A 20,640-nucleotide genomic window follows, 5' to 3' on the forward strand; every position below is an offset into this window, starting at 1 on the left:
GGTCGGAAAACTCAGTCCAAGGGCGGCACAGGGAGCCCGCGCTTGGCATAGAAGGCATCGACGAAGGCGGCCAATGTACCCTGTTGAATAGCCTCGCGCAAACCAGCCATCAGGACTTGGTAGTGACGCAAATTGTGGATGGTATTCAACATGCTACCCAGCATTTCCCCGCACTTGTCCAGATGGTGCAGATAAGCACGGGAGAAGTTCTGGCAGGTGTAGCAGTCACAGGTGGGATCCAGCGGCGAATCATCATGGCGATGGAACGCGTTACGGATCTTCAGCACGCCTGTATCGATGAACAGATGCCCATTGCGGGCATTACGGGTTGGCATCACGCAATCGAACATGTCCACACCGCGGCGCACACCCTCTACGAGATCTTCCGGTTTGCCAACGCCCATAAGGTAACGAGGTTTGTCAGCAGGCATCAGGCCCGGCAGGTAATCCAGCACCTTGATCATCTCGTGCTTGGGCTCGCCCACCGACAGACCGCCGATGGCCAGGCCGTCAAAACCGATTTTGTCGAGGCCTTCCAACGAGCGTTTACGCAAGCTTTCGTGCATGCCGCCCTGGACGATACCGAACAGCGCCGCCGTGTTATCGCCATGGGCGTTCTTCGAACGCTGGGCCCAACGCAGGGACAACTCCATGGAAATCCGCGCCACGTCTTCGTCAGCCGGGTACGGCGTGCACTCGTCGAAAATCATCACGATGTCAGAGCCCAGGTCGCGCTGCACCTGCATCGACTCTTCCGGGCCCATGAACACCTTGGAACCGTCCACCGGCGAGGCGAAGGTCACGCCCTCCTCCTTGATCTTGCGCATGGCACCCAGGCTGAACACCTGGAAACCACCCGAGTCGGTCAGGATCGGACCTTGCCACTTCATGAAGTCATGCAGGTCGCCATGCTTCTTGATCACTTCCGTGCCTGGGCGCAGCCACAGGTGAAAGGTGTTGCCGAGGATGATCTCGGCGCCGGTGGCGACGATGTCACGCGGCAGCATGCCTTTGACAGTGCCGTAAGTGCCCACGGGCATGAACGCCGGGGTCTCGACGGTGCCGCGCGGGAAAGTCAGGCGACCACGACGGGCTTTGCCGTCAGTGGCGAGCAATTCAAACGACATACGACTCATAGTTGTTCCTCTGGGCCGCGTGGCGCCGGATTACGGGTGATAAACATCGCATCACCGTAGCTGAAAAAACGGTACCCATTGTCGATGGCGGCTTGATAAGCGGCCATGGTCTCGGGATAACCGGCAAATGCCGACACCAGCATCAACAGCGTGGATTCCGGCAAATGGAAGTTGGTGACCAGGCAATCGACCACATGGAACGGCCGGCCTGGGTAGATAAAGATATCGGTGTCGCCACTGAACGGCTTGAGCACGCCATCACGCGCCGCACTCTCCAGCGAGCGCACGCTGGTGGTACCCACCGCAATCACCCGCCCGCCGCGCGCCTTGCACGCTTCAACCGCGTCCACGACGTCCTGACTGACTTCCAGCCACTCGCTGTGCATATGGTGGTCTTCGATGTTATCCACACGCACCGGCTGAAACGTGCCGGCCCCCACGTGCAGGGTCACATAGGCGGTCTCGACGCCCTTGGCCGCAATCGCATCCAGCAGCGGCTGGTCGAAATGCAGCCCGGCAGTCGGTGCGGCGACAGCACCCAGACGTTGGGAGTACACCGTCTGATAGCGCTCGCGGTCCGAGTCTTCGTCGGGGCGGTCTATATAAGGAGGCAACGGCATATGGCCGACGCGCTCCAGCAACGGCAACACCTCTTCGGCGAACTTGAGCTCGAACAGCGCATCATGCCGCGCCACCATCTCGGCTTCGCCACCGCCATCGATCAAGATCGAAGAGCCCGGTTTCGGCGACTTGCTGGAGCGCACATGGGCCAGCACACGATGGCTGTCCAGCACCCGCTCCACCAGAATTTCCAGCTTGCCGCCGGAAGCTTTCTGGCCAAACAGCCGCGCCGGAATCACCCGGGTATTGTTGAACACCATCAAGTCGCCTGGGCGCAAATGCTCAAGCAAATCAGTGAATTGACGGTGTGCGAGGGCACCGCTCACCCCGTCCAGGGTCAGCAGTCGACTGGCGCGACGCTCGGCCAAAGGGTGGCGAGCGATCAGCGAATCAGGGAGCTCAAAAGTAAAGTCAGCAACGCGCATGATGGGGTTCGTCTAGCAGGGCCGGGAAGTCTAGCGGAAATAGTCAAAATTGACCATGAAACGTGATTGACCAACGGTAATCTCATCTCTATACTTCGCCGCCATTGAGCCCTGATGGCGGAATTGGTAGACGCGGCGGATTCAAAATCCGTTTTCGAAAGGAGTGGGAGTTCGAGTCTCCCTCGGGGCACCATATAGCAGTATCTGAAAGTCTCTACCAGACTCTCAGCACCAGAGAAACCGGCCACTTGGCCGGTTTTTTTGTGCCTGTCTGTTTACCCCTGCCTCCCCCTATCCGTTGTATCCCTGTATCACCAAATCGAGATGGAACAACTCGAAAAGCAACTACCAAAATTTGCTAAAGCGGCCAAGGAAGCCAAGAGCCTGTATGCCCATACGCGTCACAATCGAGCGCCATATCCACATGGCGTGATCAATGATCTCAGCAACGCGAAATCCGAAATAGCGCGCCATGCTCCCGAGATCAGACGGCGGCAAACGTTGGTCGACTGGGAAGACGGAATTCGATCTGCCGGTAGCAACATTAAAAGGCACAGTAAAGAAATCAGCCAGGTGCAAAACAATCTGCGAAAGCAGCAAGAGAAACGCTCCAAGCTTTCGAGCAAACTCGAAAGACTGGAAGAAGAGAAACGTACCGAAATTGAAAGGGCCCAATATGTCGAAAAACAAGCGGCAGCGAGCTACTTCGTTGCGTTGAGCGATGGGGATGATGCGGAAGAACAACGTGCGGAAAAGGCGCTCAGACAAGCCTCAGAGACGCTTGCAGAAGCAACCCGTGACAAGCGGGGAGTTGCAACAGCAACGCAGCTTTAAAAGACGAAGTGGAGAAACTCGAAGCAGCCATTGCAGAGAGTAACCAGACCTTGAAAGATCTTCGACACCAGCATGCGACTACCAGTCGTGACGCTCCTCCCCCTAAACCGGAACATCACTCGCGGAACACTAAACATGCCCCGCGTAACGGGTGTTCCGGTTTATCGCATTTGGTGTTCCACCTCAGAAAGCCTTTATTTACTTGGCGTCTAGCGTTTTTTGGAATACATAGAACACCGCGTTTTCGCTACCTATGGATTAGCGCTCCCCTCGCCCCTTTTCACGGCGTGAACCTTCAGCGCAAACGGACGCGACGGATCGCTCCAGATCCGCCGATCTGATGTGTCCGACTCCTCTCAGGCGAAGGAGTCGTACGGTCAGATTTTACGGGGCCTCCCTAAGGGGGGGCCCTACACGGATTATCAGACTCGCAGGTTTCCTCTAGCTGAGACTCTGAGAGCGATGTCCGTCTTTTCTAGAGCTTCGCGTCATATTTGCATATTCATTTCGACAACCGCACAGATCTGAACATACTGAATGCACAACCAGTACCGAAGGCTTGTGAAGACGGATTGCTAGAGGGTGACCCGGTATCAGACCAGACAAGGAGGCAACCGCCATTACCTCCGAATAGACTTGCGAGGGTGGCCAACTTGGTTAATTCTAGCTGGCAGGGCAATACGCCAGCACGGCCAACTGGGCACGATGCAATGATAAATTACGGAACAATCATGGATGTTGATGACGAATTTTATTCTGCCAAGCCAAGAGAACAAGTAGGACGCGACACATTTGCACGTTATAAAGCGCAGGTGCGCGGCGCCAGTTTAGCGGCACTGGCGATACTAGAAGGCGGAGAAACTGACAGGATATATTGCGATTATCATGATGACTTCGTCATTAGAAAAATAAAGTTAGGCCGACCCAATTATCTATTTGTACAAGTCAAAACTAGAGGCAAAGCAAATAAGAACTGGACAATAAACGAAATATTCGGATTAAAAAAATCTACCAAATCTAAAAAAGCAGCCCAAGATCCGAAGCTCGTCAAGGAAAGCTTTGGCGGCAAACTATTACAACATACCATTACTTTTCCAGAAACTTGTGCCGAAATAGTCTTTATGACTAACTCGCACGTGGACGACTTGGTTGAATCTATAGCAAATTGTTTAACCGCAGAAGATTCAACAAACGAGTATGTAAAATTCCTTTCTGAGAAATTTAATGAGTGCTTCAATCCAGACAGCCCCTCCAAGATTGGAAAAAATGATGCCTTGGCTAGAATGGCCAAACTGAGATTTGAAACAGACGTACAATATATAAAAGAAAAAAATCACAACTTCGAATCCCTTGCAAGAAGCTCTATATATGATTATAGCGAGATTGATCTCGACCACAACGAGTCAAAACAAATAATCATAGGATTGTTAGAGCTGACGTCGAAAAAATCTTCAGGAAAAATAGTTAACCTGAGTGAGTCAACTATCAATGAAAATGCGTCAATAGAGATTAACGACCTACTAGACCTTTTAAGTATTTCTAGAGAGGCATATCAGGCGCTACTCAAAGGCGACGATCCAAAAGCCATAAAATCAGCATCGGTAATTCAAAGAGCACTTGCATCTGCCGGCGCTAGCAATGACGAAATAGAATATGCGTCCAGATGCAAAACCAGCTGGGATATATGGCTGAGAGAAAATCGCAATCGGCTTTCAGACTTCGATATAATCTCCATAAATTCTTATATAGATGAATCATTCAACAGTATTTTCAAATCTGGTAAGAGCTTAAAATTGTCGGATGCCAATCCGATCATACTTCAACTGAAAAAGCGACTCACGGATCAAGGTATTATCTTCGACCTTGACCCGAACCTTTTACTTGGAGGTTTTTTTTCAGCTCTGGTGAGATGCAAATCATGAATTATGAACAGTTTTTTGAAAGCGTTAGTAAACGAAACATAGAGATTTCGTTCACTAACGAAGAAGTCCAAAAAAAATATCATCTTAATAATGAAGCATTATTCCAACTTCCACTCATTGCAATAGTCGTATTATTATTATCAAAGGAAAAAAGAAAACCTTCGATTACCGAAATTGGCCAACTGGTAGGAGAATCGATTGAAAGCGCGATGGTTGGCTTTAAGGGTTCCTCGCAACACATCGGATGGTCCGCGATATTGCGCATTCGTACCGTCAAAGCAATAAGTTTCCTAGAGCGTTCAGAATTAGTAACAATTCGAAAATCTGACAACCGCATGACAGCGACAGCCTTAGGACAAAAAGTTATAGAGCGTGCTTTTTCAAATGACGACGATCTTTCTTATAACCTTTCCATGATACGACGTGCTTATAGAAACGTTTGTGTGAATCGGCAATTAGACATGGAGTTAATATGAGACTTTTACGACTGAGGATACTGCCTCGCGGTGTAAACGGCTGGGCCTCAGAAGACTTGGAATTCGGAGCTGATGTTACTCAACTTTTCGGACCAAACGGCTGCGGAAAATCTCCTCTTATAAAATCAATAGTATTTTGCCTTGGCTACCCAAGCAGTTTCAGGGATGATATTTATGACCATTGCCTAAGGGCGGAGTTAGAAATATTCATACAAGGGGTAGTATTTACAGCGCGCCGAACTTTTACCAAGACTTTTGATGTAGATATATATACCCCTGGCCAACCGACACTAAGCTTCTACAACGAACTCGACTACACTCGACACTTATTTAAAATACTCAATCTCGACATACAGCCTCTCGTAGCAGTAGACAAAAAAAAAGCTGCAAATCCCTATTTCTCTTCTTTACTACCTATTTTTTATCTTGATCAAGAGGACGGATATCGTAAATTTTACAGCCCTGCTCATTCATTTCTCAAAGACCAAGCATCAGAAGTTTTACGGATACTGCTCGGACTCCCCCCAAAAAATGCTTTCGACAAAAAAAAGAAGCTTATTGACGCTAGACGCGAATTAGAGGTTCGGGATAGACAGGTTTACTCTTTAAAAAAAGAATACGAGGCCGCTCACAAAATTCACGGATCCGGGAATAAAGAATTAATCTCTCAAGAACTGAAAGCACTGTATCAGCGACTGGAAGAACTGCAGTCTAGCTCAGCTAACAAAAATGCTTCCACCGAGGCGCTAGACGAAATCATCGGAATGAACAACGACTCCATCAGAGTTCTTGATAGAGAATTATCCGACATTGCCAAAAGAGATCGAAGCTTTCAACAGATCCACGCGGAGATAGAAACTGAAGTTAACACTCTAAGCCTGAACGAAGAAGCGAAAAGGGTATTTACCTCTTTTGAAGAAATTTGCAACTCAGCGGGCTGCCAGTTATTTTCTTTTAGTTCAGATTCCTATGGGAAAAACCTGTTATACCTCAAAGATCAGCTAAAAGACTTGGAGCGAAACGTTAATATCGGCAAATTACGCTCGGAGCAAATCCTAAAGCGAAGACATGAGCTTAAGGAGCAAGTAGCATCCCTAATTGATAAACGAAATGGATTATCAGGCACTTCGGAAATTAGGGCATTGGTCGAAGCAGTATCACAAACCAGCTCAAGAATTTTCAGCTTGGAGCAAGAGCAACAATCAATACTGCACCTAGAAACCCTCTCGACCAAATATGTGGAAGCGCTAACACTTCAAGATGAAGCAATTTCAGTGAAAGAAGAACTTGAAATTGGCGGACAAACCAATCCTTCGATCATAAAGTTTCGCAATACACTCAACTCCAGTATGTTGAAGTGGATGTCTATACTGGACACAAATAATGTTTCGAGCGAAATTACGTTTCAGAACGATTTCACTCCAGTTTTTGGTGGAGAAAGAATTTCGCAGTTGGGCGGCAGCACACGTATAAGGGTGATTCTTGCTTATCATGCTGCTCTACTGGAGTGTTTCTGCATGATGGAAAAACAGAAAATATCTTTCATTATTTTCGACACACCAAAACAACAAGACATGCATGGCGTCGATTTAGGACGATTTATAGAAGCGCTAAAAATATTTGCCACTGCGACGGGCGTCCAGATAATAATTTCTGGCACCGAGTATCGCTATAAAGGTGATAGCCGAGATAATGATTGGGAACCAAAATTCCAGGGAACGAAACAAAAGATGTTCCTCCACGAAATCAGTAAATTTCCGGGAACATAGGAACAAATAAGCTCAGAGCGTGAGTTTATACACAAATCTTCCTGATCGCTTTCATATGGACTGGGAGAAAAAACGACTAACTATTTTAATCAAGGATGAACCATGTCCCGCACAGCAACTCCCAGAACTGGCACGGTTTTAACCGTAAAAGGTAGGCCCATTCCATTTTCTTTTCATCCAGTCGTTCGGACTAATAGACGTTATGGACTACAGTCTCGTATTTTCTCCACCAACCCTTGGGGAGTCATGCGGCAAGCAGTTGAGGATAATCTAACGGGTGTGTCGCGTGATCAAGCTATTGCCTTCTTAGCGCAGGCTGAAGACTTCTTCAAATCTGCCAACAACTCCTCATTAGTTACAACTCGACCATTGTTGATTTACTACTGCTTCTTGAACCTAGTAAAAGCTTTTGTATTATTAAAAGGCTTAAAGCAGGAGTACTCTCGAGCGCAGCATGGTATACAAGAAGCAATACATCCAGGTGGCACTGAATTTTATAGCTCGTTTCTGAAAGCATTTAGATCAAAACCTTCAGACGCCAATGTTTTTGATGATTTCCAAGAAGCCCTCTTCGGAAACAAATTTCCAACCTCAGGAAAAGTTTATGACCTGCAGCTATTAATTCCGCAATTACTGCAAGGCCATCGAGTTTGGTGTGAAGCCGCATCTGCAGACGAGCGATTTGTAGAAATAACTCGTATCGACTACATACATAACGAGACAGCAAAATCGATATGGTTAGTCATCAATATATTTTCTGATGATCTTAGCCGTTTTGGGATCACTAGAAAAAGGCTCCTCGAAGAATCTGGGCTACTGGAAAACTTCCGCGAAGTCGCTTCGAACGTAATAATCGATGGGCGTAAACTCTTAAAATTCGAACAAATTACACCTCTGACTTACACTGGCCGAGCAACTGACAAAATTTCGGACCTAGTAAATCTTATAAAAAACAAACTATGGGTGACTGCCACTAGAATTCCGCCTTACAGAAAAAATTATGTTTATCTTTGCCCACCCAATGAGGTTCCCAACCTCATCGAGCAACTACTTTCCGTATATGCTTGCTTTTATTATTTTGGCTCGATCACCCGATACCGCCCGCACTTATTCGAGGAAATTTTAAAAGGGAAGTTTGGTAGCCATATACAGGAGACAGTTACCAATATCCCTCAACAATTCATTTATCTTTTAGCTAGCGAGTTCGCAGGCAGGGAGATTGCTCATGCACCTCTTGTCTAAGAAATGAACGGGTAGCTGCACGCTCCGCTTCCAAAACAAAAGTATATGTGGATTTTAACACGAGCGCCTAGGCAGCTTGCGCACCCGTATATATGAGACCTAAGGAGTTGTACTTGAATTTGGATATTCTATTCGCAGCGTTACTCGGAAGTGCTGGAGGCATCGCAGGAACCGCGTTGATTCTTTGGCTCCTGCGTACTTGGTTTGCCGAGAGAATTAAACAATCCATCGGACACGAGTATGCGATAAAGCTCGAAGAGTGGAAAAAATCAGAACAGGTTCGCCTAAAATCAGAAGCAATTGCTTCACTCCTTGCTGAGTGGATGAGTTTCCCTGATGACCAACGGACCCTGAACAAGCTGACATTCGAAGCCTATCTGTGGCTACCGACTGACGTCCTTCAATTACTCACCAAAACATTGACCAATAATCCGACTGCGCCCAATGTGAGAGACATCCTCTGGCATGTTAGGAAACATCTGTTGGACGACGACACACTCGCGCCAGGGGAGATCGTAATTTTTAAGCAAGACAGTCAACGGCGCGCTTTCCAAGCGAAAATGAAAGCGATGACATCATTTAAGCAATTCACCAGCGCGAGCGCTGTAGGCATAAAAGGTTACAGAGGTAAAAAGACCTGAGAAGGATTCTCTGATTCAGCTCACACCCAGTTGCGTTACGCCTGCTCCGAGCTAACCTGCAATTCTGTTGAGTGCCTACCGTAAGGGTGTGTCAGCGGTGCGCTCTTCTTAGGCAATCTACTCCACAAGGAAGCGAGGCCGCACAGATGCAGACCTTCATCATTAATCAAAACCAGCAGCCTAACGGTGATCACGAAGTACACAACACAACAACCAGTTGCGTTTTCATGCCTCTGCTGGAGAACCAAATCCCTTTGGGAAGTTATTTCACCTGCACTGGGGCCGTTGCAGAAGCAAAGCGAAGGTTCGCGGATGCGAGGATCAATGGTTGTTACTTTTGCTGCGCCCCGTGCCACACGACGTAAATCAGAATCCGAGGGCTTCGTGAGCAACCTTGTTTGCCTTACGACTGCCCCTCAAACCTTCAGGACTGATGAGTTTGTATCCCAGCATGTATCCCTAACTGTATCATCCACCTGCAAACCACGGGTTATATGGGGCCCGACAGTCTCCCTCGGGCCCCATCTTAAAAAAAGACCTTGAAATTCAAGGTCTTTTTTTCGCCTGCAGAAAAGTGGCTTATCAGCGGAATGACTACTCACCACCCACCACACACCTGAAACACAATCCATTGTGGGGTCTGCCCTGCCCGCGACAGCGCCAGCCCCATTTCTCATGGCAATGGACAGCAGCTCTGCGCGTGCTGAGAAACCGGGACAATACGACACCGACAGACCCAAAGCGCTCCCACGCACAGCGACAGACCACAGACATGCGCACACAAAAAGCGCAAACCATCGAATACCTGTGGCGAGCAATATCCGGTGTACCGCCCGGCGCGTTACGAGCGTTCGGAGGAAGAAAATTCTCACCTCAGCCCAACATCCACCTTCACTTATGCAAGATCGCCAGATAAATATCTTCCAGCGCCATGATGCGCTGAGCGGCGTTGAGCTTGATGGCTTCCTTGGGCATGCCGAACACCACGCAACTGGCTTCATCCTGGGCGACTGTCGCGGCCCCGGCTTCAAGCATTTCTTTGAGCCCGCGCGCGCCATCGTCGCCCATGCCCGTCATGATGATGCCGGTGGCATTCCTGCCGGCGAACCGGGCCACCGAGCGAAATAGCACATCCACGGAAGGCCGATGCCGATTGACCAGCGGTCCATCGATAACTTGAGCGTGATAATAGGCGCCGCTGCGGGTGACCATCAGGTGCTTGCCGCCCGGTGCGATCAGGGCCAGGCCGGGCAGGATACGGTCGCTATTGCGTGCTTCGCGCACCTCGATCGCGCAGACGCTGTTGAGGCGCTCGGCGAACGAAGCGGTGAACTTCTCAGGCATGTGCTGCACGATAACCATACCTGGACACACGCGCGGCAGTGCCGTCAGCACGGCTTCCAGCGCTTGGGTACCGCCGGTGGAGGTGCCGATGGCGACGATTCGCTCGGTGGTCTGGGCCATGGCATGGCCATTGCCGGCTGGCAGGATCGCATCGGCGCTGAGCTTGCTGGCCGGCGTCAATGGCGGGCTGACGCTGCGCTTTCCCAGGTTCTTGACGTTGGAGTTCGCTGCGGCCCGGATCGCTGCCACCAACTCGGCCGCCGACTCAATCAGGAAACTCTTTAAACCGGTTGAGGGCTTGGTGATGATTTCCACAGCGCCCGCCGACAGCGCCTGCAGGGAGGTTTCCGCGCCTTTCTGGGTCAGCGAGGAACAGATCACCACCGGCGTCGGCCGCTCGCTCATGATTTTCTTGAGAAACGTGATGCCGTCCATGCGCGGCATTTCGACGTCCAGCACGATCACATCCGGCCATTCCCGCGCGAGTTTGTCCATGGCGAAAATCGGGTCGGACGCGGCACCCATGACGTGGATATCCGGCGTATCGCTGAGAATCGCCAGCAGTACCTGGCGCACCACGGCCGAATCATCGACCACCAGCACACTGATTTTTTTGGTAGGCATCTTCTTGAAGTAATCCCATTGGTTGGTGCCGAACCCAGACGTTGCCGTTCCACAGGTCGAACATGATCGTGCGGTAACCGGTACTGCCCATGTCCTGGGCTGTCAGGTGCAGGTGATAGCGCTCGGCCAGGGCCAGCGCGGCGCGAATATTCAGGCTGGCCACGTCCTGCGTCGGCAGGCGGCGGTGCAGATCAGGAAACATCTCGCCGCCGCCGAACAACTTGACCTGGTAATCCCGTGCATGCGTGCCATTGACTTGCGCGTGGCGCAGCAGCAGTTCCAGGGCTTCGTCGGCATACCTGCCATCCAGGGGCTGATGCTTGCGCAGGCGCCCCGGCAGCATGAAGTGGCACATGCCGCCGATCAGCCGTTGCGGATGCCAAAAGGTGATCGCCACGCAGGAGCCGAGCAAGGTACGCAGGCGCGTCGGCCGCGTCGCAAAGCTGACTTGGCCAGGTGCCAATATCACTTCGGTCGTCCCCACAGGCTTTTTCATGGCTTGCGGTAAATCGACGGCGCCACCAGCTTCAAGGTGTCATTGACACCGTGGAGGCTTTCCGAGTGGCTGATGATCAAGTAACCACCGGGTTTAAGCAGCGGCAACAGACGCGCGACCACCTGGCTCTTGGTCTGCTGATCGAAATAAATCATCACGTTGCGCAGGAAGATCACCTCGAATTCCCCCAGAACCGGCAGCGCTTCGTTAAGGTTGACCTGGACAAAATTGACGCGGCTGCGCAAGGCCTTGTCGATCAGGACGGTGCCTTCCTGGCGACCAATGCCCTTGAGGCAATACTTGACCAGCAGCGGCTGGGGCAATGTCTCGATGCGTTCCATTGAGTAATGCCCTGTGCGCGCCTTGGCCAGCACTTGGGAGCTGATGTCCGAGCCGATCACTTCCCAGGGCGTGGTGCCGAGGCTTTCGGCCAGGGTCATCGCCAGGCTGTAGGGTTCTTCACCCGTGGAACTGGCCGCGCTCCACACGCGAAACATCCGGCCCGGCGCGGCCTTGGGCAGCACGTGCTGACGCAGGAAGTCGAAGTGCTTGGGCTCGCGAAAAAAATAGGTTTCGTTGGTGGTCAGCAAATCCAGTGCAACCTGCAGTTCGCCTTTGCGCTGGTCATTCATGATCAGCTTGAAATACTCACCATAGCTCTGCAGCTCATAGTGCTTGAGGCGTTTGAACAGGCGCCCGGCCACCAAGGCTTTCTTGGCCGGCGACAGGTTGATGCCGGCCGCGCGGTACAGCCAGGCCTGGAACTGACCGAATTCGCGATCGTCGATGGAGACGGTGTCTGACATGATCGAGCCTCAACGCGGGTCGAGGTCAGGGGCTGGCGCCTGGCCGGCCTCGGCCAGGCTGGACATCTCGTCGATGGACAGCACCTTGTCCACTTCCAGCACGATCACGAATTTGCCGTCGACCTTGGCCATGCCACTGATGAAATCGGCGCGAATGCGCGCACCGAAGCTGGGTGGCGGTTCGATCTGCGTGGCCGGGATCTCCTGCACCGCAGACACCGTATCGACCAGCAGCCCGATGTCCTGTGGCTGACCGTCCTCGGTACTCGCCTCGATGATGATCACGCAGGAGCGCCGGGTGATTGCTGAGTTGGCCCGACCAAAGCGTGCCGACAAGTCCACCACCGGCACCACCGCGCCGCGCAGGTTGATCACTCCGCGCACAAAAGCGGGCATCATCGGCACCACGGTCAGGCTGCCGTATTCGATAATTTCCTTGATCCCCAGGATGCCGATGGCGAACATTTCGCCGCCCAGCATGAAGGTCAGGTACTGCGCATCCTCATCGACCGCCACCGCGGTCTGCCGAGTCGTCATTACTGCACCCATGTCACTACTCTCCCTTGTAGGCGCGCATCGATCGTGCGATCAGAAGCGGGTGAAATCCGATTCGTCCGGGGCACTGGCCATGGTGTAGGCGAACGCCTTGCGCGGCGCCGTTGGTTTAGGGCGTGGCGGCTGACGGTTGGGCGTGCTGCCAGGGCTGTCCGCGCCGGCGCTTTGACCCGCGACCTTGGACGCGGAATCCAGCACGAAGAAACTCATGGCCTGTTGCAGTTGCTCGGCCTGGCTGCTCATTTCTTCGGCCGTGGCCGCCAGTTCCTCGCTGCTCGAGGCGTTTTGCTGGGTCACTTGGTTGAGCTGGGTCATCGCCGTGTTGATCTGCGCGACACCGGCGGCCTGTTCTTCGGATGCAGCGCTGATTTCCTGCACAAGGTCGGACGTCTTGTTGATGGAAGGCACCATTTCGTCGAGCAACTTGCCGGCTTTCTCGGCCATTTCCACGCTGCTGGAAGACAGTTCGCCGATTTCCTGGGCGGCTACCTGACTGCGTTCGGCCAGCTTGCGCACTTCGGCGGCGACCACTGCGAAACCCTTGCCGTGTTCGCCAGCCCGAGCGGCCTCGATGGCGGCATTGAGCGCGAGCAGATTGGTCTGGTAGGCGATGTCATCGATGATGCTGATGCGCTGGGCGATTTTCTTCATCGCCACCACCGTCTGCTGTACCGATTCGCCGCCCTCGGTGGCTTCCTTGGCCGCTTTGCTGGCCATGCCATCAGTGACCTTGGCGTTTTCGGTGTTTTGGTTGATGCTGGCGCTCATCTGCTCGACCGACGCACTGGTTTCCTCGACACTGGCGGCCTGCTCACTGGTGGCCTGGCTCATCGATTGCGCGGTGGCGCTGACCTGTTCGGAGGCGCTGGCGAGGTTATCGGCGGCGTTACGCACTTCGCCGATGATATGTGCCAGCTTGCCGACCATGTTACGCATGGCGTTGAGCACCAGGCCGGTTTCATCTTTGCCACCTGGCTCGATGTGCGCGTTAAGGTTGCCTTCGGCCAATTGCTCGGCGGCGCTGGCAGCTTGGCGCAACGGGCGAGAAATGATCCGCGCGATGAATATCGCCAGGCCCAGACCGATCAACAGGGACGCGACCAGTACCGCGATGATCGACATGCGTGAGCTTTCATACAGCACCGAGCCCTTGTCACCCGCGGCAGTCGCACCGGCGTCATTGAGCTCGACCATTTTCTGCAGGCGGCTGGTCACCTCATCGAAATGCCCTTTGGATTCTCCCCTGAGCAAACTGCGCGCCTGGGCTTCCTCGTTCTGACGGGAAAACTCCAGTACCTGCTTGCTGCTCGCAATGTAGGCGTCCCATGCGCTTTTCACGCTGAGCATGAGTTGACGGTCTTCATCGTTCGACAACAATTGCTCGTAGGTCTGCATACGGGTTTCGAACTGCTGGCGCGCCTCGATGGCTTCGCGTTCGGCCTGGACCTTTTCTTCGGCAATCTCGGTACTGATGTGGCGGTTTTCTTTCAAGCGATAGTTGGCGGCAAAAAAACGCATGCCTGCCGCTGCGCGCATGGAGGGCATCCAGTTGCCCTTGATGTCCTGGGCGGCCTGGTTGACGGCACCGAGCTGAAGGATCGCGAAGGCGCCCATGGCCCCGGTCAGCGCCAGGACCACCAGGAACGAGCTGATCAGCTTGGTGGAAATTTTAAGATCGTAGAACCATTTCATCGGGGAACCTCCATGGAATTGCAAAGACGTCAGCGGGCGACGAACGTTGGCGATTGAGGCGCCTGAGCCGTGCGGGCTTCCAGTTGTACGATTTGATTGAGCAGTGCAGGTACATCCAGGATCAGGGCCACCGCGCCGCTGCCCAGGATGGTCGAGCCACTGATACCGCGCAGTGCGCCGAACAGCTTGCCCAGGGGTTTGATCACGGTCTGGAACTCGCCGTGCAGGTCATCGACCACCAGCCCGGCCTTGTGCTCGGCATAGCGCACCACCACCACGTTCTGACGGCGCGCGGCCGGGCCCTCGTGGCTGAAGTGGTCGCGCAGGTCCACCAGTGGCAGCACCTCGCCACGCAGGTCCAGATAGCCCTGATCGCGGCTGGACTGGCGCTGGCGTTCATCCAGTTCGATGCATTCCTGGACCATGTCCAGCGGAATCACGTAGGTGGATTGGTCGATGCCAACCAAGAAGCCATTGATGATCGCCAGGGTCAGCGGCAAACGAATGCGTACCATCGTGCCCTGGCCGGGGCGACTGTCGAGGTCCACGGTGCCGCGCAACAGTGTGATATTGCGCTTGACCACGTCCATGCCGACGCCACGCCCGGACAGGTTGGTGACGGCCTCGGCGGTCGAGAACCCCGCTTCGAAGATCAGGTTGTAGACCTCCTGATCGGTGAGCACCGCGCCGCTGGCCACCAGCCCGCGCTCCTCGGCTTTTTCCAGAATGCGGTCGCGGTTGAGACCGGCGCCGTCATCGGCGATTTCGATGACGATGCTCCCGGAGTCGTGATAAGCATTGAGGCTCAGATGCCCCTTGCTCGACTTGCCCGCCGAACGTCGCGCATCGGCGCTTTCGATACCGTGGTCCATGGCGTTGCGCAGCAAGTGCATCAGCGGGTCGCCGATCTTCTCAACCACGGTCTTGTCCAGCTCGGTTTCCGCGCCGCTGATGATCAGCTCGATGTCCTTGCCCAGTTCCTGGCTGACATCGCGCACCACGCGGCGGAAGCGGTTGAACGTGTCGCCAATCGGGATCATGCGCAGGTGCAGGGCGCCATCAAGGATCTCTTCCACCAGCCCCGACACCGTCGAGGTGGCCTCCTGCAGCGGGTCGTTGTTACAGGAACGTGCTAACAGGCTTGCGCCGGCGCTGGCGATCACCAATTCGCCGACCAGGTTGATCAACTCGTCGAGCTTGTCGGCGTTGACCCGCACATAACTGCCGTCGCGGGTTTTGGCCTCGCTGTTCGCCGGCAGGCGCTGGAGCGAGGCGGGGGCCGGACCTGGCTCGGCTTGCGCGATCAGGTCACTGCCGAGGGCGACGCTGCTTTCGGGCGTTTCGTCGACCGCGCTGATGTGCACTTCACAGTCGTCGCGCACGAAGTCGAACACTTCGTTGAGCGTGGCATGGCTGGCCGTCGAACGCAGGTCGATCTCGAAGCCCAGGTAGCAGCTTTCCGGGTCCCAGCTCTCCAAGGCAGGGATGCTGTCGGTCAGGGTGGTGACCTGCACCATTTGCCCCAGCGTATCGAGGTAGCGCAGGAACGACAGCGGGTCCATGCCATTACGGAACACGTCCACGCCGAAACGCAGAGAAATATGCCAAAGCACTTCGGCCCCCGTGTCGTCGTCCACCGCAGCGGGTACGACGTCGGCAGTGGCGCTGTGCAGCGGCTGATAGGCGCTCAGCGCCTCGCGCAAGGTCTCACCGCGCTCCAGCGCGGCCGGGGTCGGCGTCTCACCGCGGCTGGCGACCACGTCGATCAGCTCAAGCATGTGGTCGCCGCACTTGAGCAGCAGCGCGATCAAGGCGGCGTCCACCGCCACACTGCCGTCGCGCAGGCGGTCGAGAACGTCTTCGACGATATGCGTGAACCCCACGATCGACGCGAGGCCGAACAGTCCGGCGGAACCCTTGATGGTGTGCGCGGCGCGGAAAATCGCGCCGATGGCATCCTGGTCGCCGGGCTCGCTTTCCAGCTGCAGCAGGGATTGCTCCATGGCATGCAGCAGCTCGCGCGCCTCGACGATGAAGGTCTGCAGTGCCTGATCGAGATTGATGCTCACCTGGACTTTCCTTGTCGATCAATGGACGGGACAGTGCCGATTAAAGCGCGGCGCTGCGACACAGTTGAAGCGCCTGCATGACCGCCTGGCTATGGCCGGTCACACTCAAGGCGGTGCCGGCAATGCCGGCTTCACGCTGGATGACTGCCAGCAACTGCAGGCCGGCGCCATCCATTTCCGTCACCTGGGACAGGTCCAGTTCCAGGCGCGGCGCCGCGCTCATCTGCGACAACAACGCGCCCGCCAGTTCAGCGACGGTGTAGATGGTGAGTTCGCCGTCGATGCCCACATGGGCGGTGTCGTCGATGGTTTCGTGAGTGATCGGCATGTTGGCCTCCCTGGCGCCGGGTGTCAGGGCAGGATCAATTTGGAGACCGCCGCCAGCATCTGCGCCGGCTGGAACGGCTTGACCACCCACGCCTTGGCGCCCGCGGCCTGGCCTTCGGCCTTCTTCGATTCCTGAGACTCGGTGGTCAGCATGATGATCGGTGTGAACTTGTAGTTGGCCAGCTTCTTGACCTCCTTGACGAAGGTGATGCCATCCATGTTGGGCATGTTCACGTCGCTGATGATCAGGTGCACTTTTTGCCCGGTCAGCTTGTTCAGGGCGTCCTTGCCGTCACTGGCCTCGATCACGTCGTAACCGGCGCTTTTCAAGGCTATGCCGACGACCTGCCGCACACTGATGGAGTCGTCAACCACTAATACACTCTTCGCCATGATGTACTCCTAAAAGAAAGTGATGTCTTGAGCGTTCTGCTGCACCGCCGCCTCTCCATGATGGAGGCTCCGTTGCTCGTCGGTGGCATAGGTGGTTTCCATGCGCGCCAGCCATTGGCGGGCGTCGATGGCCATCGGTTGGTCCGGGGTCTGGTTGGCCTGCAGGAGATGGTCATGCAGGGCGTGCATGTTGTCGCGCACGTGACTGAGGATCTGGCTGACCCGGTCCTGGAATTGCAGGTTGACCAATACCTCGGTCATCTCATCCCGGATGCCATAGCTTTCCTGCTTGAGCAGGTCGGCGGATTCGGCCAGACGCCCAGTGATGTTCTGGAAGCGTGTGAGCACCATCTGAATACTGTTTTCGGACTCGGCCACCGAATGGCTGTCCTGGTCGGCACTGCTGGACGCGGCCTGCACCAATTGAGTAATGGCGTTATTGATGATGTCGACCTTGGCCGACATCTGCTGGCCCGTTTCACTGGATTTACTCGACAGGCTGCGCACCGCATCGGCTACCACCGCGAAGCCGCGACCGGCCTCACCGGCACGCGCCGCTTCGATGGCCGCGTTGAGGGCCAGCAGGTTGGTTTGTGCGGCAATCGCCGCCACATCAGCGGCCATGGTGCGCAGTTCGCCCGTGTAGGCGGTCAGGCTGCGCACTTGGGCCAGGGTCTGGTCACGGCTGATTTGAGTGGCCTTGAGTGAATTGATCACCTGGCTCAACTCGCTGTCACTGCGCGCCAGCACCTCCAGCGCACCGTCGGCGGCCTGTCCGTCCAGTTCGCCGGCCGCGTGCTGCGACGCTTGTACCGTTTCCTGCAAGCGTGTGGCGATCCCGGTGAAACGGTTCGCCAGGCTCACAATCGCTTCTTCGGTCTGATGGCGTGAGCTTTCCACCTGCTTGGCCCAGATGGGCATGGCGCCCAGCAATACCTCGTCAAGCTGTGCACGAGAGGCCATGCCGTTATGCACATCCGCACTTGACTGGTCCGCCTGCGCCTGCGCAATCGCTCGCTGCAGTAAGTTGCGCTGTGAAACCGCGCTCCAGGCACAGGCACCGAGGCCGATCATCACCAGTGCCGTGCAAGCCACCAGATTGGCTGGCGAGGTTGATTGCACGAGTATCCACAAAACGGCCGGCACGACCGGGACCAAGGCGAACCAACGGAAACGGGGATAAACGGGAAGGGGCAGGCGGCTGGATGAGCGTTGGGGCATGGGTTCGGTCCTTGAACAGTGCTGCGGATGTAATCAACATAGAGTTTATCCGCCCCTAGCGCCTCAACTTTAGGACTCGTGAGTGCCTTCCGTCTGGTTTATGACCGGTGTGTGACTGAGCAGGGCGTTAAGTGTAGGTGACGCCAGCCGACACGCTCAGGCTGCTTGCAGGATCGTACAAGCGCCCTTGATACCTCGTTCGCTAACCTGACGACTCTTAACCAGCAGAGTCTCCGACATGTCTCAGTCACAGCCCCCGACAAAACCCATAAATCTTATCCAAAAAGCCGACCTGATCGACCAACCCTGGAGCCCACGCGTCGTCGCGCAGATGAACGACTACCAATTCAAAGTCGTCCGCATCGAAGGCGAGTTCATCTGGCACTCCCACCCCGAAACCGATGAGGCCTTCCTGGTACTCGACGGCACCTTGCGTATCGACCTTCCAGACGGCCCGGTCTATGTCGCACCGGGTGAGCTGTACGTGGTTCCTCGCGGCGTAGCGCACCGCACAGCCGCAGAAGGCGAGACCAAGCTGATGATGATCGAGCCACGGGGCATCTTGAATACCGGGCATGAAGGTGGGGAGCGTACGGCTGTGAATGACCAGTGGATCTGAGGCTGGCGTCGCCTGCTCGCTCATACTGTTACGAGACACTCACGCGTCTTCCCGTGTCAGCCTTGAACGGGTCGAGACGCGGCCGCCCTGGGCGAGCGGCCGGCAGGGTTATTTCAGCAAGGCAATCAGCAGGCAGGCCACCGTGATCACCAGCGCCGGCCACTGCATCGGCATGAAAAAGAAGTGGTGGCGGACGCCATCGGCGTGCGCTTGTCGGTTCAGTACAAAGCCCAGCACGGTGTTGATCGCTGATCCCGCCCCGAAGCCGAGCAACACCTGCATCAGCGATGTGTTGCCGGGTTTGACGCTGGGGTCGGGCCACAGCCACATCAATAGCAGCACCATCGCCACCGGTGTAAACAACGTCAGCCAGCCTGCGCCGCGATAGATCATCGTTTAATCCTCAGTTGTGACGCAGCAGGCTCAAGCCAGCTCGCGTGCTTGTTGTTGCGCCGCAAACACGGCATCGAGGGTATTGAGGAACAGGTCGTGGCTCAGAATGCCGGTGGCGATGGTCGACAACACGGGTTTGCCGCTTTCATCCTTGATCACCACTTTTTCCGTCCAGGCGTTGAGGTCGACGGTTCGCAGCGACGACATTGGCACTTTGCGGCCCTGGTACTCCAGGCATGTGCGGCTGACGACGATTGGCGAGGTGGTGATTTTCAGGAAGTTGCCACTCATGCGCTTGCCCCAGACCTGCCCCGAGCTGATGCAGTTGAACGTCACCGCCCCGCCCATCTCCAGCGTCGCGATCACTGCCGGCATGCGTGCGCGCACGTGCAGCTCACGCACCCGTTGCTGGAATTCGTAAAAGCCCTTGAGGCTCTCAATCACACGATGAAACGGCTCTGACGCGTTACGGCGATAGGCCAGGTTGGTGATCATGCCGGTCATCACGGTTTGCCCGGAGCCGAATAAGTACAGGTCTTCGATATCGGCAAACGCCGTGTACTCGCGTTGCTCGTTGATGATGCGTTCGATACCGAACTCAAACACGTTGTAACGGGGGGCGCGCAGTTTTTTGTGCCAGACGTAGGCTGCAAACACGCCCACGGCGAGTACGGCCAGCAAGGCGCTGGTGGCGTAGATCAGGGTATGCGGGTTGGCAAAGTTCAAGGCCATGCCACGGGATGTCTGGAGGTTGACCGGGCCATCGTTGCCCGGTGGCAGGATCGTGCCCAGGTACAGCACAAAACCGGCGAGGGCTAGCAACACAACCCCGAATATCAAACTGAACATCAGGAAGCCCTTGCCGTGGCGGAAACTCGCGATCAGCTCGCCAGTGGCCGAAGGTGCTTGGGTGGGGGATGACTGCATGAGAGCTTGCGTCCTTGTAATGGGTTAAGCCTTGCACCCTGTCCGTCTGGTGGCCGGGTGCACTTGGCACGGCGAGTTGGAACATGGCTAATTAATATCGTTCCTTGG

The 20,640-nt window shown here is 55.0% G+C and carries 20 protein-coding genes and 1 tRNA gene; 8 read left to right on the forward strand and 13 right to left on the reverse strand.

Going from position 1 to position 20,640, the window contains the following annotated elements; genetic code table 11:
• Positions 1 to 11: 11 nt before the first annotated feature.
• Both tgt and queA read right to left on the reverse strand, forming a co-directional pair.
• Positions 12 to 1,127 carry a tRNA guanosine(34) transglycosylase Tgt gene (gene tgt / locus BM403_RS14225; RefSeq protein ID WP_003175976.1) on the reverse strand — a complete coding sequence of 372 codons (1,116 nt, stop codon included), beginning with the start codon at positions 1,125 to 1,127 and terminating at the stop codon, positions 12 to 14.
• A 5-nt stretch (positions 1,128 to 1,132) separates the two neighbouring features.
• Positions 1,133 to 2,182: a tRNA preQ1(34) S-adenosylmethionine ribosyltransferase-isomerase QueA gene (gene queA, locus BM403_RS14230; protein WP_015885754.1), complete on the reverse strand. Its 1,050-nt coding sequence runs from the start codon at positions 2,180 to 2,182 to the stop codon at positions 1,133 to 1,135.
• 108 nt (positions 2,183 to 2,290) lie between these two features.
• On the opposite strand from queA, the gene BM403_RS14235 reads away from it, so the two are divergent.
• From BM403_RS14235 to BM403_RS14265, 7 genes are all read left to right on the forward strand, one after another.
• Positions 2,291 to 2,375 (forward strand) — tRNA-Leu (locus BM403_RS14235).
• 131 nt (positions 2,376 to 2,506) lie between these two features.
• The gene (locus BM403_RS31485; RefSeq protein WP_139237969.1) at positions 2,507 to 3,016 is read left to right on the forward strand and encodes a hypothetical protein; all 510 of its coding nucleotides are present in this window, start codon (positions 2,507 to 2,509) and stop codon (positions 3,014 to 3,016) included.
• 653 nt (positions 3,017 to 3,669) lie between these two features.
• Positions 3,670 to 4,938: a dsDNA nuclease domain-containing protein gene (locus tag BM403_RS14245; protein ID WP_139237970.1), complete on the forward strand. Its 1,269-nt coding sequence runs from the start codon at positions 3,670 to 3,672 to the stop codon at positions 4,936 to 4,938.
• Entirely contained in the window at positions 4,935 to 5,414 is a 480-nt protein-coding gene (locus tag BM403_RS14250) for a hypothetical protein (protein WP_093543299.1), read from the forward strand. Before BM403_RS14245 ends, BM403_RS14250 begins: the two co-directional genes overlap by 4 nt.
• Positions 5,411 to 7,183 (forward strand): hypothetical protein, encoded by a 1,773-nt coding sequence (locus tag BM403_RS14255; protein ID WP_093543301.1) that lies wholly within the window; start codon positions 5,411 to 5,413, stop codon positions 7,181 to 7,183. Before BM403_RS14250 ends, BM403_RS14255 begins: the two co-directional genes overlap by 4 nt.
• Positions 7,184 to 7,285: 102 nt before the next feature.
• On the forward strand, positions 7,286 to 8,425 hold the full coding sequence (locus BM403_RS14260) for a YaaC family protein (RefSeq protein WP_093543303.1): 1,140 nt from the start codon (positions 7,286 to 7,288) through the stop codon (positions 8,423 to 8,425).
• A 113-nt stretch (positions 8,426 to 8,538) separates the two neighbouring features.
• Positions 8,539 to 9,066: a hypothetical protein gene (locus BM403_RS14265; RefSeq protein ID WP_093543305.1), complete on the forward strand. Its 528-nt coding sequence runs from the start codon at positions 8,539 to 8,541 to the stop codon at positions 9,064 to 9,066.
• 891 nt (positions 9,067 to 9,957) lie between these two features.
• On the opposite strand, the gene BM403_RS14275 is transcribed toward BM403_RS14265, so the two are convergent.
• Genes BM403_RS14275 through BM403_RS14315 form a run of 9 tightly spaced genes read right to left on the reverse strand, consistent with a single transcriptional unit; the run spans position 9,958 to position 18,593 of the window.
• Positions 9,958 to 11,034: a protein-glutamate methylesterase/protein-glutamine glutaminase gene (locus BM403_RS14275; protein ID WP_093543309.1), complete on the reverse strand. Its 1,077-nt coding sequence runs from the start codon at positions 11,032 to 11,034 to the stop codon at positions 9,958 to 9,960.
• Positions 10,997 to 11,530: a chemoreceptor glutamine deamidase CheD gene (cheD, locus tag BM403_RS14280; protein ID WP_015885767.1), complete on the reverse strand. Its 534-nt coding sequence runs from the start codon at positions 11,528 to 11,530 to the stop codon at positions 10,997 to 10,999. Before cheD ends, BM403_RS14275 begins: the two co-directional genes overlap by 38 nt.
• On the reverse strand, positions 11,527 to 12,336 hold the full coding sequence (locus BM403_RS14285) for a CheR family methyltransferase (RefSeq protein WP_093543311.1): 810 nt from the start codon (positions 12,334 to 12,336) through the stop codon (positions 11,527 to 11,529). Before BM403_RS14285 ends, cheD begins: the two co-directional genes overlap by 4 nt.
• A gap of 9 nt (positions 12,337 to 12,345) precedes the next feature.
• Positions 12,346 to 12,885, reverse strand: coding sequence for a chemotaxis protein CheW (locus tag BM403_RS14290; protein ID WP_015885769.1), 540 nt, complete (start codon positions 12,883 to 12,885; stop codon positions 12,346 to 12,348).
• Between the two features lie 39 nt (positions 12,886 to 12,924).
• Positions 12,925 to 14,583, reverse strand: a complete 1,659-nt coding sequence (locus BM403_RS14295) for a methyl-accepting chemotaxis protein (RefSeq protein ID WP_046035225.1) — start codon at positions 14,581 to 14,583, stop codon at positions 12,925 to 12,927.
• Positions 14,584 to 14,612: 29 nt separating this feature from the next.
• Positions 14,613 to 16,652, reverse strand: a complete 2,040-nt coding sequence (locus BM403_RS14300; protein WP_093543313.1) for a chemotaxis protein CheA — start codon at positions 16,650 to 16,652, stop codon at positions 14,613 to 14,615.
• A 40-nt stretch (positions 16,653 to 16,692) separates the two neighbouring features.
• Positions 16,693 to 16,980: an STAS domain-containing protein gene (locus BM403_RS14305; RefSeq protein WP_093543315.1), complete on the reverse strand. Its 288-nt coding sequence runs from the start codon at positions 16,978 to 16,980 to the stop codon at positions 16,693 to 16,695.
• 23 nt (positions 16,981 to 17,003) lie between these two features.
• A complete protein-coding gene (locus BM403_RS14310; RefSeq protein ID WP_015885773.1) occupies positions 17,004 to 17,372 on the reverse strand; it encodes a response regulator in 369 nt (122 codons plus the stop codon).
• Positions 17,373 to 17,381: 9 nt separating this feature from the next.
• Entirely contained in the window at positions 17,382 to 18,593 is a 1,212-nt protein-coding gene (locus tag BM403_RS14315) for a methyl-accepting chemotaxis protein (protein ID WP_093543317.1), read from the reverse strand.
• Between the two features lie 238 nt (positions 18,594 to 18,831).
• Between BM403_RS14315 and BM403_RS14320 the strand changes: the two genes are divergently transcribed.
• The gene (locus tag BM403_RS14320) at positions 18,832 to 19,212 is read left to right on the forward strand and encodes a cupin domain-containing protein (protein WP_093543319.1); all 381 of its coding nucleotides are present in this window, start codon (positions 18,832 to 18,834) and stop codon (positions 19,210 to 19,212) included.
• A gap of 108 nt (positions 19,213 to 19,320) precedes the next feature.
• Here BM403_RS14320 and BM403_RS14325 read toward each other — a convergent pair whose 3' ends face one another.
• Positions 19,321 to 19,605, reverse strand: a complete 285-nt coding sequence (locus BM403_RS14325) for a hypothetical protein (protein WP_093543321.1) — start codon at positions 19,603 to 19,605, stop codon at positions 19,321 to 19,323.
• Between the two features lie 30 nt (positions 19,606 to 19,635).
• Positions 19,636 to 20,532 (reverse strand): hypothetical protein, encoded by an 897-nt coding sequence (locus BM403_RS14330; protein ID WP_093543323.1) that lies wholly within the window; start codon positions 20,530 to 20,532, stop codon positions 19,636 to 19,638.
• Between the last annotated feature and the right edge of the window lie 108 nt (positions 20,533 to 20,640).

Source organism: Pseudomonas sp. OV546 (assembly GCF_900116845.1).
GTDB lineage: Bacteria > Pseudomonadota > Gammaproteobacteria > Pseudomonadales > Pseudomonadaceae > Aquipseudomonas > Aquipseudomonas petroselini.

What these genes read in the sequence shown, in the direction of transcription:
- BM403_RS14330 (WP_093543323.1), bottom strand. Translation starts at nt 20,532, where the DNA reads ATGCAGTCATCCCCCACCCAAGCACCTTCGGCCACTGGCGAGCTGATC.
- BM403_RS14260 (WP_093543303.1), top strand. Translation starts at nt 7,286, where the DNA reads ATGTCCCGCACAGCAACTCCCAGAACTGGCACGGTTTTAACCGTAAAA.
- BM403_RS14285 (WP_093543311.1), bottom strand. Translation starts at nt 12,336, where the DNA reads ATGTCAGACACCGTCTCCATCGACGATCGCGAATTCGGTCAGTTCCAG.
- BM403_RS14315 (WP_093543317.1), bottom strand. Translation starts at nt 18,593, where the DNA reads ATGCCCCAACGCTCATCCAGCCGCCTGCCCCTTCCCGTTTATCCCCGT.
- BM403_RS14325 (WP_093543321.1), bottom strand. Translation starts at nt 19,605, where the DNA reads ATGATCTATCGCGGCGCAGGCTGGCTGACGTTGTTTACACCGGTGGCG.
- BM403_RS14305 (WP_093543315.1), bottom strand. Translation starts at nt 16,980, where the DNA reads ATGCCGATCACTCACGAAACCATCGACGACACCGCCCATGTGGGCATC.
- BM403_RS14310 (WP_015885773.1), bottom strand. Translation starts at nt 17,372, where the DNA reads ATGGCGAAGAGTGTATTAGTGGTTGACGACTCCATCAGTGTGCGGCAG.
- BM403_RS14275 (WP_093543309.1), bottom strand. Translation starts at nt 11,034, where the DNA reads ATGCCTACCAAAAAAATCAGTGTGCTGGTGGTCGATGATTCGGCCGTG.
- queA (WP_015885754.1), bottom strand. Translation starts at nt 2,182, where the DNA reads ATGCGCGTTGCTGACTTTACTTTTGAGCTCCCTGATTCGCTGATCGCT.
- BM403_RS14290 (WP_015885769.1), bottom strand. Translation starts at nt 12,885, where the DNA reads ATGGGTGCAGTAATGACGACTCGGCAGACCGCGGTGGCGGTCGATGAG.
- BM403_RS14295 (WP_046035225.1), bottom strand. Translation starts at nt 14,583, where the DNA reads ATGAAATGGTTCTACGATCTTAAAATTTCCACCAAGCTGATCAGCTCG.
- BM403_RS14255 (WP_093543301.1), top strand. Translation starts at nt 5,411, where the DNA reads ATGAGACTTTTACGACTGAGGATACTGCCTCGCGGTGTAAACGGCTGG.
- BM403_RS14320 (WP_093543319.1), top strand. Translation starts at nt 18,832, where the DNA reads ATGTCTCAGTCACAGCCCCCGACAAAACCCATAAATCTTATCCAAAAA.
- BM403_RS14250 (WP_093543299.1), top strand. Translation starts at nt 4,935, where the DNA reads ATGAATTATGAACAGTTTTTTGAAAGCGTTAGTAAACGAAACATAGAG.
- BM403_RS31485 (WP_139237969.1), top strand. Translation starts at nt 2,507, where the DNA reads ATGGAACAACTCGAAAAGCAACTACCAAAATTTGCTAAAGCGGCCAAG.
- tgt (WP_003175976.1), bottom strand. Translation starts at nt 1,127, where the DNA reads ATGTCGTTTGAATTGCTCGCCACTGACGGCAAAGCCCGTCGTGGTCGC.
- cheD (WP_015885767.1), bottom strand. Translation starts at nt 11,530, where the DNA reads ATGAAAAAGCCTGTGGGGACGACCGAAGTGATATTGGCACCTGGCCAA.